Source organism: Budvicia aquatica DSM 5075 = ATCC 35567 (genome assembly GCF_000427805.1).
Classification (GTDB): Bacteria; Pseudomonadota; Gammaproteobacteria; order Enterobacterales; family Enterobacteriaceae; genus Budvicia; species Budvicia aquatica.
The window spans coordinates 1-13,890 of record NZ_ATYS01000049.1; the positions used below are offsets into that span (position 1 = coordinate 1).

Genomic DNA, 13,890 nt, shown 5'->3' on the forward strand with positions numbered 1-13,890 from the left:
CCCGCGGCCGCCAGGAAGTATCCATATTCCGCTGTTGATGATGCGGACGAAATGGGCGCTGCAATCAAATTTAATGGCTATGCCAGACACTAAAACGCCCCTTGCGGGGCGTTGACTATTTATTGATACAACCTATTCATTGGCTTACAGGCTAAATACGCCGTATACCGTTACTACGGTCAGTATCATCGCAATCCCATAAAACACCAGCTTACTGGCCGGGATATGCCACTTCAGGTCATGGGTCATATGGTGCATACGGTGAAGACCACACCATACCGGCAGGATAATCATCAGCAGCAGGAATACCCGGCCAATAAAGCTCTGGCAGAACGCCAGAATGCGCGGGTAGCTCAATGCTTCAGGCGCCCAGCCCAGCGGCAGCATAATCGCCACCAGCAGGATAATCACCGGAGCCACAATCGCGCCCCACATACCGCCTGCTCCGAACAGACCCCAGAATACCGGTTCGTCAGAACGCTTCGGGTTTACTTGATTCATCTCGTTCTTCCTCCGCTTAAATCAGGGCAATGGCCAGAATAACCAGGCTCACCACAATCGTTACCACCCAAAAACCGGTCACAATCGGTTTCGGGCCCAGTTTATTGTCACCCACCACCACGTTAGCGGCTTTAGGCGTCAGGTCAAACCAGGTCTTGGTGTGAACGACTGACATAATCAAGGTAATGATGTTAATCACCATCACTATCGGGTTCTGTAAGAAGCCGACAAAGCTTCCCCAGCTCTCTGCACCGCCCTTGAGGGCAAACAGACCGATAATCAGCACAATGCTGAACCACACTGCCGGCACGGCGGTGCTCTCACGGAACATATAAAACTTATAGAACCCGAGGTTTTTCCACCAGTCGGCTTTCACCTCACGGACATAGGGTTTACGTTTGGTCATCATAATAGTATCCCTCTCCTTTATTGAGGTTTCAGCATGGCAATCATAAAGTCTTTCGAGCTTTCCACCTTGCCCTGCTGAATAGCAGCGGCCGGGTCAACGTGCTTCGGACAGACTTCAGAACAGTAGCCGACGAAGGTACAAGACCACACGCCGTTCTTGCCGTTCAACTGAGGCATACGGGCAGCCTTACCTTTATCACGGGTGTCCAGATTGTAACGGTGGGCCAGCGTAATGGCGGCCGGACCGATAAACTCCGGATTTAAGCCGAACTGCGGACAGGCCGCATAGCACAGGCCACAGTTGATACAGCCCGAGAACTGATGGTATTTCTCCATCTGGGCCGGGGTCTGCAGCGTGGCGCCGTTTTCCGGCTTCAGGCTGTCATTAATGATGTAAGGCTTAATCGCCTCCAGACTCTCAATAAAGTGAGTCATATCCACCACTAAGTCCCGCTCAATCGGGAAGTTACCTAAGGCTTCGACCTTCAGACCGCTGTCAGCATATTCGCGCAGGAAGGTCTTACAGGCCAGCTTCGGCACCTTATTGACCATCATGCCGCATGAGCCACATATCGCCATCCGGCAGGACCAGCGATAAGACAGGTCCGGAGCCAGATTGTCTTTGATATACCCTAATGCATCCAACAGGGAGGTGGAGGTATCGTAAGGCACATCATACGCCTCGAAGTGCGGTGCGCTGTCCTGCTCAGGGTTATAGCGCATGACTTCAACTTTGAGGGTTTTCATCTCAGACATTGGCCTGCTCCTTCTTCAGTTTGTCTGCAGCATCTTGGGCTTCTGCTTCTGCCCCGTAGACGCGTTTAGCCGGGGCAAGGGTAGTAATTTTCACATCGCTGTATTCCAGACGCGGCGCGCCGCCTTCCGGATTAAAGAATGTCAGGCTGTGTTTCAGGAAGTTCTCATCATCACGCTCGGTACAGCCTTCGTCTAAGCGCTGATGGGCACCGCGAGACTCACGACGGTTAAGGGCTGAAATGGCCATACATTCCGCCACGTCCAGACCATGACCTAACTCAATGGTGTACAGCAGGTCAGTGTTAAACACGCTGGAGGTGTCGGTGATTTTGATGCGCTTAAAGCGCTCTTTCAGCTCAGCCAGCTTGTCGACGGTTTTCTGCATCAGCTCGGTGGTGCGGTAAATACCACAGCCTTCTTCCATGCTCATGCCCATCTCATCACGGATGGCTGACCAGCTTTCGGTACCTTCCTGTTTCAACAGGGCTTGCAGACGACCTTCGATATCAGAGACCTGAGCATCCAGCGCACTGCCGTTGGCCGGCGCCGCCGTGCGGGCACGTTCAACCGCCTGTTCACCGGCTAAGCGACCAAACACCACCAGCTCAGCCAGGGAGTTGGAGCCTAAACGGTTAGCCCCGTGCATACCGACAGACGAACATTCGCCGACGGCAAACAGCCCTTTCAGACGGGTTTCACAGTTCTGGTCAGTTTCAATCCCGCCCATGGTGTAGTGGGCGGTCGGACGTACCGGGATAGGTTCGTTAACCGGGTCAACGCCGACGTAAGCTTTAGCCAGTTCACAGATAAACGGCAGACGCTCATGCAGCACTTTGGCCCCCAGGTGACGCATGTCGAGATAGACCACATCGCCGCGCGGAGTCGGAATGGTGCGCCCTGCGCGCCACTCGTGCCAGAAGGCCTGAGAGACTTTGTCGCGCGGACCGAGTTCCATGTATTTGTTTTCCGGATGGCCCAGCGGGGTCTCCGGTCCCATGCCGTAATCCTGCAGGTAACGGTAGCCGTCTTTATTGACCAGAATTCCGCCTTCACCGCGGCAACCTTCGGTCATCAGAATACCGGAGCCCGGCAGGCCGGTCGGGTGATACTGAACAAATTCCATATCGCGTAACGGCACGCCATGACGGAAGGCCATACCCATACCGTCACCGGTGACGATACCGCCGTTGGTGTTATAACGGTAAACGCGACCGGCGCCGCCGGTGGCCATAATCACGGCGTTGGCGCGGATTTGAATCAGGGTCCCTTCCATCATGTTCATGGCAACTAAGCCGCGGGCATGGCCTTCGTCCACTAACAGGTCGAGAACAAAATGTTCATCAAAGCGTTTAATGTTAGGGTACTTGAGTGAGGTCTGGAACAGGGTATGAAGCATGTGGAAGCCGGTTTTATCGGCGGCAAACCAGGTGCGTTCAATCTTCATGCCGCCGAAGCGACGGACGTTGACGGAGCCATCGGGTTTACGGCTCCACGGGCAGCCCCATTGTTCCATTTGAATCATTTCACGCGGGCTGTGTTCAACGAAGTATTGAACGACGTCCTGCTCACAGAGCCAGTCGCCGCCGGCGACGGTGTCGTGGAAGTGGGATTCAAAGCTGTCGTGGGCTTGCGTTACTGCGGCAGAGCCCCCTTCGGCGGCGACGGTATGGCTCCGCATAGGGTAGACTTTAGAGATGAGCGCAATAGTGAGGTTGGGATTAGCTTCAGCAGCGGCGATGGCTGCACGAAGACCGCCACCACCGGCGCCGATGATAGCAATATCTGCGTTAAAGGTTTGCACTGCATTCCTCCAAATGTTCCAGTTTAAGTGTAAATAACGAACTTTGTTATTGTGTTATACCCTTTGTTCGTGAAATTGCATCCGTGCTGGCTGCAACGCCAATGACTTTGGATATATATCAGTGAATTTATCAAATTAGCCTGCCCATTATAGCTGAGCTAAAGGGCTGAATGTGGCGCTTGCATCACTCTTTTGTTTTATCTTTCATGAAATTTTTAATAAAAATAGCCCGGTTTAACGATATAGATGAAAACCGGGCCGGATTAAGTGCAATATTATCGATTTAATTCATTAACGTTAGCCATTACCAGAAGCCCAATACTTTCCACCACATTGAGCCGACGCCAATCCAAATAATCAGGTTAACGACTGAAAATAAAAACCCGAGCTTCCACCATGTGCCTAAATCAACATAGCCAGCGCCGTAGTAAATAGGTCCGGGAGCACCGCTATAGTGTGTGATAGGCAGGCAAATATTTGCCGTAAAGGCTAATGAAAGCGCAACCAGATAAGGCGGAGCTCCGGCGGCAACGGCAACGGCGATAAAGGCTGCGTACATGGCCGATATATGGGCCGTCAGGCTGGCAAATGCGTAGTGGGAATACATATAAATAACCACTAACAACAATAAGGTGCTTATCCATGAAAACCCGCTCATTGAATGGCTGGCCGCATCGGCAAACCATGGAATAAATCCGGTAACTGAAAGCTGCCCTGCTAAACCGACTAAACTACCCATCCAGATAAGCGTGTCCCATGCGCCGGTTTCTTTAACCACGTTGTCCCAGGTTAATACCTGCGTTATCAGTAAACATGAAACTGCCACCATTGCTACTGTGGTGGCATTTAATCCATTCCAGCCGGAGGTACACCAAAGAATTAGGGCCACGAAGAATACGGCTGCCAGAACTTTTTCATGGAACGAAATAGCGCCCATTTTTTTTAATTCGGTATCCGCGATGATTTTTGCCTGTGGAATTTTTTTTAGCTCAGGCGGGTAAACGATATACATCAGCCATGGAATGGTAATAAAGGCGATGATCCCGGGGACACAGGCGGCCAGTGCCCAAGTTCCCCAAGTAATTTCGACGCCAATGGTTTTTGCTGCCAGTTCGACAATCATTGGGTTTCCGGCCATCGCGGTCAGGAACATGGCACAAACGACGGCTTCAGTTTGATAGATAACCTGTAGAAAATAAGCCCCGGCTTTACGGCCGGTTGGCCCCGGCTCTGAATCTAATGCTGAAGCCAAACTTCTGGCGATAGGGAAGATGATGCCACCAGCACGGGCTGCGCTGGAAGGCGTCGCCGGAGCCAGAATCAGATCGCTAAGCGCCAGTGCATAACCGACTTTTAAGGTACTGTCACCGATGGCCCGTAGAATCAGGTAGGCAATACGCCGACCCAGACCCGTCTTAATAAATCCCCGGGCAAAAAGAAATGCGGAAACAATTAGCCAGATAGCACCGGAGCTAAATCCTGATAGGGTTTCCGATAATTTAAGCGTTTCGGTTAATACAATGACGGTGATACCAATAAAAGCGACGGCACCGACCGGAACGGGTTGAAGAATAAATCCGATAATGATCGCAACCATTAAGGCAAACAGGTGCCAGGCTTGGGGTGTTAATCCGTCGGGAACCGGTATAAACCAGATAATCATCCCGATCAGGATAGTTGCCAGCCCCTTAGTTATGTTATTGGACATATGACCTCCGTTTTATGACGGTAATCTCCGCCATGTTTATTGTTATTTTTGGTAGGAAGTTGGTAATAAAAGCCCATTCCCGAATAGGGCAATGGGCTTTAGTCACTGGTGGCGCTATTGTGAGTTGGTCCGTTTAGCTAACACGCGATCGACAAACGTCGTGGCGAGTCCGATATAGTTATGTGGATTGAGCATCTGTCTGATTTCTTCGATGCTGAAGTATTCCATCACTTCCGGATGGGCCAGCAAGGCATCTTCCATGGCGATATCTTTTTCAAATGCGTCCATACAGATGGTGTAGACGATCTCATGGGCAGTCAGGCGACCCATTTTGGCACCAAGGTGCATCATTACTGATTCAGACAGCATGAGCCCCTTAAGGTGGTTGAGGTTTTTCTCCATTTTTTCAGGATGAACCATTAGGTTTTCGAGAATATCAACGCTTTTTTCCAGCGCGGCATCCAGCAGATGGCAAGCTCTCTGAACGAAATCCCACTCGGCAATTTCGCAACTCCAGTCACGCTCGTTTTCGCAGTTCATCGCTTCTACCGCCAACGGGGCAAGGGCACGAACACTACGGGTCAGAGCAATGACGTTTTCGCATACCTGAGGATTGCGTTTATGCGGCATGGTGCTGCTGCCGACTTTGCCCATAAAGAATGGTTCTTCTAGCTCGCCTATTTCAGTGCGTTGTAAGGTCAGAACCTCGCGAGTAATTTTGCCTATAGTGCTGGCAATGAGCGCAAGTACGCTGATAAATTCGGCGATATTGTCACGAGCAGAATGCCATGCGATATCAGGTGCATTGAGGCCCAGCTCTTTCATCATCAGTTCTTGAACTTTAAGCCCTTCGGTTTCCAGCGATGCCAGAGTGCCTACTGCACCGGAGAACTGGCCGACAAACAGACGCGGTGTGATTTCATTTAAACGGGTGACGTGACGGGAAAGTTCAGAGGCCCAAACGGCGGCTTTAAAGCCCATAGTAATAGGAAGTGCGTGTTGCACATGGGTTCGGCCAGCCATGACTACATGCTTATATTTTTCTGCTAATACGTAGCAGGCGGCTTCGCACCGCTGAACTTTTTGAAGCAATACGGCATGAGCCTGACGAATTTGGAGCACTAAACCGGTATCGACAATATCTTGGCTGGTTGCGCCCCAGTGGACAAATTCTCCCGCGTTGTTATCCAGCACGTTTTTAAACGCTTTGAGTAGGGGAACAATGGTAATGGAGCTTTTATAAAATTCACCAATAGAAGGGATATCCAGCAGGTCAGCGTTAGCCTTGCTGCATATCTCTTTCATGGCATCTGCCGGAATAATTCCCAGAGTACCTTCAGCCTTGGCCAGGGCTGCTTCAGTATCCAGCCAAGACTGAACAAGATTGCGATCGCTAAAAATATTACGCATCTCCTCAGTGCTGAACAGAGGGCCAAATACTTGACTATCGATAACCGTTGAGTTCATTTTACATCTCCAGTTTAACGTTAAACTTAGTGGGGAAAAAATAATCAGGAATGAGAGCAGCGCTTATCGAGTACGGATGTAAATCATCGATAGCCTCTGGTTTTTCTACCTATTCCTGATTAGTTTATAAAATCACTTTAACGTTAAACTTGGTGGTAAAATAATTCCACATAAAAATTATGGTTTGTGAGCTGTCTAACAATTAATAAATTTTCTATTTATAAAACAATGAATTAATTATTTGTTATTTTCGCATGTCAACAGATGAAGCCATTGACACATTTCCGTATACTGTGTGCCCTCTAGATCGGGATTTAATCAGTCAGGGTTTGTTATGAGTGAAAGGCGCAATAGCCGGATTACCGTCAAAGATATCGCTAAAATAGTTGGAGTGTCGGCAACGGCAGTATCGATGGCGCTCAATAATCGGGGATCGCTGACCGAGGGCCGCCGCGAAGAGATTAAGCGTGTTGCGGCTGAACTTGGCTATGTGCCCAATGCCGGTGCACGTTCGTTACGCGGGAGTTTTACTCAATCATTTGGCGTTGTAATTAACTATTTTAATAACCCATTTTTCCATGATTTTTTTATGGGATTAGAAGACGTTACCAATAAAATTGATTTCTCTTATTGGGTCTCTCAAACTTGGGATGATTTAAAACAGGAACAACAACAGGTTCGAAAATTAGCACAAATGGGCGTTGATGGATTAATTGTTCTTCCCTGCTCAAGAGAGATTTCCCATCTAACAGAAATTACATCTCGATTTAATATTCCTTTAGTTCTGATCAGTCATTCACTTGACGATCATTTTCCTGCGGTTGTCGCTGATAATATTGTTGGCGCTGCTTTAGCGACGGAACATTTATTATTAACCCGACGACCCGTTTTACATATTGCCGGGCCGATTAATGATAAATCCGGAATTCAGCAACGTTATCAGGGATATTGTCAGGCAATGAACGCGGCGGATAAAAATTTTGATCCGAATAACAGCATATTCTTTGTCGATAAATTACGGGCAAAAGACGGCTATGAAATAATGCCATCAATTCTAAATCAATACGCTTTGCCTATTTCACTGTTTGTCGTTAATGATGAAACCGCTCTAGGCGTATTAAATTATTGCCATAATCACAACCTTCGAGTGCCGGAAGATATCGCTGTCGTTGGTTTTTCTGATATTGATCTGATTGAAAATCTTAATATTTCTTTGACAACGGTGGCTATTCCTCGTCGAGAAATGGGCCAGTGTGCGGCTCATAAATTATTAGCTCAAATAGGGCATCCAAGTGAATTGAAACAAAATGTAAATAATAACGAAATAATTATGACATTACCTGTTTCTTTAGTTATTAGAGATTCATCCCGAGTGGAATGAATATCATTTAGAATGAATTAATACCTAAAATTGAGTATATTTTAATCATTTATAAGATGCCCAAAATATACGCATTCTAATAATTTTCTTGTCCCTTTATATAATGTCACCTCTCTCCTGATCGATGTCAAAATTCCTTTATTAATACGGCCGTATACTTATTAAGTAGTATAACGAATGTGTTTATGTTACCGAGTGTTAAATTATTGTACTTATTCTGTTTGGTATCAACGTTTGCTGAATCGTTTTTAGTCACATATATATGAAATATTAAGATCGCGTTTCATTGTGTTTGATAAAGATCAAGTGCTTCATGCCTCACAAGCCTAACATTTGCCTACAAAATAATTAACAAGTGAATAATGTCGTTAGCCACGGTAAAGGAATAATTATAATGATAGAAGACAATCCTCTTCTGCCTTCCCACGGTATTAATCGCCGTGACTTTATGAAGTTGTGTACTGCACTTGCCGCGACAATGGGTTTAAGTGCTAACGCAGCTGCAGAGATTGCAGAATCGGTTAGTAATCCACAGCGTCCGCCAGTTATCTGGATTGGCGCTCAGGAATGTACGGGATGTACCGAATCCCTGCTACGGGCAACCCACCCGACGATTGAAAACCTCTTGCTAGATACCATTTCTCTTGAATACCACGAAGTTCTGTCTGCGGCTTTTGGCGATCAGGCTGAAGAAAACAAACACAATGCGATGGAGAAATATAAGGGCCAGTATGTTTTAGTTGTTGATGGCTCAGTTCCATTAAAAGACGACGGTATTTATTGTATCGTTGCCGGTAAACCTATTATTGAGCACATTCGTGCTGCTGCTGAAGGTGCTGCGGCGATTATTGCTATCGGTTCTTGTGCTGCTTGGGGCGGTGTCGCCGCTGCGGGCGATAACCCGACTGGTGCCGTTGGACTTCAAGAAGTTCTGCCGGGCAAAACCGTGATTAATATTCCGGGCTGTCCGCCAAACCCACATAACTTCTTAGCCACTGTGGCTCATATAATTACCTTTGGTACTCCGCCTAAGTTAGACGCTAAAAATCGTCCGACCTTTGCCTATGGCCGCTTAATTCACGAACACTGCGAACGCCGCCCTCACTTTGATGCCGGTCGCTTTGCCAAAGAGTTTGGTGATGAAGGGCATCGTCAAGGATGGTGTTTATACCACTTAGGCTGTAAAGGTCCTGAAACTTACGGTAACTGCTCAACATTACAGTTCTGCGATGTTGGCGGCGTATGGCCTGTAGCCATCGGTCATCCGTGTTACGGCTGTAACGAAGAGGGTGTCGGTTTCCATAAGGGTATTCACCAACTGGCCAGCGTTGAAAATCCAACTCCTCGGGTTGATAAGCCGGATGTCGGTAACAAAGAGGGCGGCGTCATATCACCAACGGCTATCGGCCTGATTGGCGGTATTGTTGGTCTGGTTGCAGGCGTAAGCGTGATGACGGTTCGTGAACTTGGACGTCAGCAAAAGAAAGACGATGCTGACTCACGGGGAGAATAACCGTGGATAGACGCAATTTTCTTAAATTAGCTTCGGGCGGTGCGCTGTTGGCAGGGAGTACTTCTACCTGTCTGGCAGCCGCAGAGAATAGACCGCCAATTCCGGGCTCCTTAGGGATGCTTTATGATTCGACGCTGTGCGTGGGCTGTCAGGCCTGTGTCACTAAGTGTCAGGATATTAACCATCCGGTACGTAATCCTAAGGGACCACAAACTTGGTCAAATAACGATAAGCTGACGCCTTATACCAATAATATTATTCAGGTCTGGACCTCCGGTACCGGAGTCAATAAAGATCAGGAAAAGGATGGCTACGCTTATATCAAGAAGCAGTGTATGCACTGTGTTGACCCTAACTGTGTATCCGTTTGTCCTGTTTCGGCACTGAAAAAAGATCCTAAGACTGGGATTGTCCATTATGACGCCAGCGTTTGTACCGGCTGTCGTTACTGCATGGTGGGCTGCCCGTTCAATATTCCTAAGTATGACTATGACAACCCGTTTGGTGAATTGCATAAGTGCGAACTGTGTAATCAAAAGGGCGTTGAGCGCTTAGATAAAGGCGGCTTACCGGGCTGTGTTGAAGTTTGTCCTGCCGGCGCTGTGATTTTCGGTACTCGTGAAGAGCTGATGGACGAAGCTAAAAAACGCTTAGCGCTCAAGCCGGGCGATCAGTACAGCTTCCCGCGCCAGACTTTGCACAGCAACGATGGTTATCTGCATACGGTTCCGCATTACTATCCACATCTTTATGGTGAGAAAGAGGGGGGGGGAACTCAGGTTTTGGTATTAAGTGGGGTTCCTTACGAAAACTTTGATTTACCGAAGCTGGATGAACTCTCTACCGGTGCGCGTTCTGAAAATATTCAGCATACCGTCTACAAGGGTATGATGCTGCCGTTGGCCGTTTTAGCGGGCTTAACCGTGTTGGTTCGGCGTAACACTAAAAACGACCATCACGATGAAGGAGACGATCATGACGACGCATCATAAGCCAGTGCCGCTAGGCGGAAAATTAGTCAGCTGGCCGATTGTGGTTTTTGGACCACTGATCGTGTTGTGTCTGATTTTTATTGTTAAGCGTTTAATATTCGGACTGGGTTCAGTAACCGATTTAAACGGGGGATACCCGTGGGGTGTCTGGATCGCCTTTGACCTGTTAATTGGTACAGGTTTTGCCTGTGGCGGTTGGGCGCTGGCATGGCTGGTCTACGTGTGTAATAAAGGTGAATACCATCCGTTGGTTCGCCCTGCGCTGTTAGCCAGTCTGTTTGGTTATTCGTTAGGTGGTTTATCGATCACCATCGACGTAGGCCGTTACTGGAACCTGCCGTACTTCTACATTCCGGGGCATTTTAACGTGAACTCGGTGCTGTTTGAAACGGCGGTCTGTATGACCATCTACATCGGCGTTATGGCTCTGGAGTTTGCTCCGGCACTGTTTGAACGCTTGGGATGGAAGGTATCACTGAAGCGTATTAATAAAGCGATGTTCTTTATTATTGCTTTAGGGGCTTTGTTGCCAACGATGCACCAGTCATCAATGGGTTCGCTGATGATTGCTGCGGGCAATAAGGTACATCCGATCTGGCAGAGCTATGAAATGCTACCGCTATTCTCGTTGTTGACTGCCTTTATTATGGGTTTCTCTATCGTTATCTTTGAGGGATCTTTAGTGCAGGCCGGACTGAGAGGGAAGGGGCAAAATGAGAAAGATCTGTTCAGGAAATTAATGACGATACTGAGCGTTTTCTTGGCGCTGTTCCTGGTATTGCGTTTCGGCGAGTTGATTTTCAGAGGGAAAATGGGGTACGTGTTTGCCTTTGACTTCTACTCAATTCTGTTCTGGGTCGAAAGCGCACTGTTGATTTTCCCGTTAGTGGTCTTCCGTTCACGTAAATTCCGTAATGATTCACGCATGCTATTTATCGGTGCGGTCAGCATGCTGCTGGGCTGTGCGACATGGCGTATGTGTTACTCATTAGTGGCATTTAATCCGGGTGGCGGTTATCACTACTTCCCTACTTGGGAAGAACTATTAATTTCAATTGGCTTTGTGGCTATCGAGATATGTGCCTATATCTTGCTAATCCGTCTGCTGCCGATTATTCCTTCTCTAAGAAACATCAATAAGAATCAAGAGGCTAGTAAAGTATGAGCCAACGTATCACCATTGACCCGGTAACCCGCATCGAAGGTCACTTACGCATCGATTGCGAAATTGAAGACGGGAAAGTCACGAAAGCATGGGCATCCGGTACGATGTGGCGCGGAATGGAAGAGATCCTGAAAGGAAAAGATCCCCGCGATGCATGGATGATTGTGCAGCGTATTTGTGGTGTGTGTACCACAACTCACGCGATTGCGTCAGTGCGTGCAGTTGAAAGTGCATTAAAAATTGATGTACCAGTCAATGCCCAATATATCCGTAACCTGATATTAGCGGCGCATATGACTCATGACCATATTGTCCATTTCTATCAGCTATCTGCGCTGGACTGGGTGGATATTACTTCTGCTCTGAAGGCCGACCCGGCCAAGGCCGAAGCCATGCTGAAGGGCGTTTCTTCATGGTCAATGAACAGCGCTGAAGAGTTCACTAAAGTACAGAACAAGATCAAAGATCTGGTTGCCAGCGGTCAGTTGGGTATTTTCGCCAATGGTTATTGGGGTCACCCGGCAATGAAACTACCGCCGGAAGTTAACCTGATTGCTGTGGCTCACTACCTGCAGGCGCTGGAATGTCAGCGCGATGCTAACCGCATCGTCGCCTTGCTGGGCGGTAAGACGCCACATATTCAAAACTTAGCCGTTGGCGGTGTTGCAAACGCCATCAACCTGGATGGGCTGGGTACGCTGAACCTTGAGCGCCTGATGTACGTCAAATCCTTTATTGACCGTTTAGGCGATTTCGTTGAACAGGTCTATAAAGTTGATACTGCCGTTATTGCCGCGTTCTATCCTGAATGGCTGGAAATGGGTAAAGGTGCAGTAAACTACTTAAGTACGCCTGAGTTCCCGACAGACGGTAAAAACGGTAGCTTTATCATGGAAGGGGGATATATCTCCGACGGTGATTTATCAACTTATCGTCCGGTTACGTCGCATACTGATGAGTTTATTATTAAAGGCATTCAGGAAAGCGCAAAACACGCATGGTATAAAGACGAAGAACCTCAGGCTCCGTGGGAAGGTACCACCATACCTAACTATACTGGTTGGGATGCTGATGGAAAATACTCATGGGTTAAGGCACCAACATTCTACGGTAAAACTGTCGAAGTGGGTCCGCTGGCCAGCATGCTGTGTAAGTTAGCGGCTAACCATGAGCCAACTAAGAAGCACTTAAATGATATCGTCGGTATCTATAAAACCTTAACCGGCAATACGATTGAAGTAGAACAGCTTCACTCAACCTTAGGGCGTATTATCGGTCGTACCGTTAATGCCTGCGGTTTGAGAGAAATCCTTAACGATCAGTATCAGGCATTGATTACCAATATTGGTAAAGGGGATCACACCACCTATGTGAAACCAAATATTCCTGAGACCGGTACCGTTAAGGGCGTTGGCTTTGCCGAGGTTTCACGCGGTATGTTATCTCACTGGATTGTGATCAAAGACGGTAAAATTGATAACTATCAGGCGGTTGTTCCTTCAACCTGGAACTCCGGTCCGCGTAACTTCAACAATGAAGTTGGCCCTTATGAGCGTTCTTTAGTCGGGACTCCGGTTGCTGATTCAGCTAAGCCACTGGAAGTTGTCCGTACCATTCACTCATTTGACCCTTGCATGGCGTGTGCAGTGCATATTGTTGATACTGATGGTAACGAAGTGACAAAGGTGAAGGTTCTCTGATGCGGATATTAGTATTAGGCGTAGGTAATGTTTTATTAACCGACGAGGCGATTGGCGTACGTATTGTTGAAGCACTGGAACAAAACTACGACTTACCGGACTATGTTGACGTTCTGGACGGCGGAACCGCCGGAATGGAACTGCTGGACGATATGGCAAACCGCGATCATTTAATTATCGCCGATGCCGTTCTCTCCAAAAAGCGGACGCCGGGAAGCATCATGGTATTGCGCGATGAAGAAGTGCCTGCGCTGTTTACTAATAAAATATCTCCACATCAGTTAGGTTTGTCTGACGTTCTGTCAGCACTCCGTTTTACGGGGGAATTCCCCCGTAAGCTAACCCTTGTCGGTGTTATTCCTGAATCTTTAGAACCGCATATCGGTTTAACGCCAACGGTTTCTGCCGTATTGGAACCGGCTCTGGCTGAGGTTATTGCGGCTTTACGCTCGTCCGGCGTTGAAGTAGTGGCAAAAACGTCCACCGAAGGAGCCTAAA

12 protein-coding genes are annotated in these 13,890 nt (G+C 48.0%); 6 read left to right on the plus strand and 6 right to left on the minus strand.

From position 1 onward, the window contains the following. Positions 1-144 precede the first annotated feature (144 nt). From frdD to purB, 6 genes are all read right to left on the minus strand, one after another. Positions 145-501, minus strand: coding sequence for a fumarate reductase subunit FrdD (gene frdD, locus YWE_RS0116465; protein WP_029094287.1), 357 nt, complete (start codon positions 499-501; stop codon positions 145-147). 16 nt (positions 502-517) lie between these two features. Beyond that, a complete protein-coding gene (gene frdC / locus YWE_RS0116470) occupies positions 518-910 on the minus strand; it encodes a fumarate reductase subunit FrdC (RefSeq protein WP_029094288.1) in 393 nt (130 codons plus the stop codon). A 17-nt stretch (positions 911-927) separates the two neighbouring features. Further along, positions 928-1,665 carry a succinate dehydrogenase/fumarate reductase iron-sulfur subunit gene (locus tag YWE_RS0116475; RefSeq protein WP_029094289.1) on the minus strand — a complete coding sequence of 246 codons (738 nt, stop codon included), beginning with the start codon at positions 1,663-1,665 and terminating at the stop codon, positions 928-930. Then, positions 1,658-3,466, minus strand: coding sequence for a fumarate reductase (quinol) flavoprotein subunit (gene frdA, locus YWE_RS0116480; RefSeq protein ID WP_029094290.1), 1,809 nt, complete (start codon positions 3,464-3,466; stop codon positions 1,658-1,660). Before frdA ends, YWE_RS0116475 begins: the two co-directional genes overlap by 8 nt. Positions 3,467-3,770: 304 nt before the next feature. Continuing rightward, the gene (locus YWE_RS0116485; protein ID WP_029095534.1) at positions 3,771-5,174 is read right to left on the minus strand and encodes an anion permease; all 1,404 of its coding nucleotides are present in this window, start codon (positions 5,172-5,174) and stop codon (positions 3,771-3,773) included. A gap of 114 nt (positions 5,175-5,288) precedes the next feature. Further along, a complete protein-coding gene (gene purB / locus YWE_RS0116490) occupies positions 5,289-6,641 on the minus strand; it encodes an adenylosuccinate lyase (RefSeq protein ID WP_029095535.1) in 1,353 nt (450 codons plus the stop codon). A 334-nt stretch (positions 6,642-6,975) separates the two neighbouring features. Between purB and YWE_RS0116495 the strand changes: the two genes are divergently transcribed. The 6 genes from YWE_RS0116495 to YWE_RS0116520 all read left to right on the plus strand — a co-directional run bounded on the left by YWE_RS0116495 (position 6,976) and on the right by YWE_RS0116520 (position 13,889). Beyond that, positions 6,976-8,022 (plus strand): LacI family DNA-binding transcriptional regulator, encoded by a 1,047-nt coding sequence (locus YWE_RS0116495; protein ID WP_029095536.1) that lies wholly within the window; start codon positions 6,976-6,978, stop codon positions 8,020-8,022. 394 nt (positions 8,023-8,416) lie between these two features. After that, entirely contained in the window at positions 8,417-9,535 is a 1,119-nt protein-coding gene (gene hybO, locus YWE_RS0116500; protein ID WP_029095537.1) for a hydrogenase 2 small subunit, read from the plus strand. A gap of 2 nt (positions 9,536-9,537) precedes the next feature. Then, positions 9,538-10,527, plus strand: coding sequence for a hydrogenase 2 operon protein HybA (gene hybA, locus YWE_RS0116505; RefSeq protein ID WP_029095538.1), 990 nt, complete (start codon positions 9,538-9,540; stop codon positions 10,525-10,527). After that, a complete protein-coding gene (gene hybB, locus YWE_RS0116510; RefSeq protein ID WP_036016372.1) occupies positions 10,511-11,692 on the plus strand; it encodes a Ni/Fe-hydrogenase cytochrome b subunit in 1,182 nt (393 codons plus the stop codon). Before hybA ends, hybB begins: the two co-directional genes overlap by 17 nt. Then, complete coding sequence (gene hybC, locus YWE_RS0116515; RefSeq protein ID WP_029095540.1) at positions 11,689-13,392, plus strand: hydrogenase 2 large subunit; 1,704 nt, start codon at positions 11,689-11,691, stop codon at positions 13,390-13,392. Before hybB ends, hybC begins: the two co-directional genes overlap by 4 nt. Next, on the plus strand, positions 13,392-13,889 hold the full coding sequence (locus YWE_RS0116520) for a HyaD/HybD family hydrogenase maturation endopeptidase (protein WP_029095541.1): 498 nt from the start codon (positions 13,392-13,394) through the stop codon (positions 13,887-13,889). The genes hybC and YWE_RS0116520 overlap by 1 nt, the downstream gene beginning before the upstream one ends. Position 13,890 lies beyond the last annotated feature (1 nt).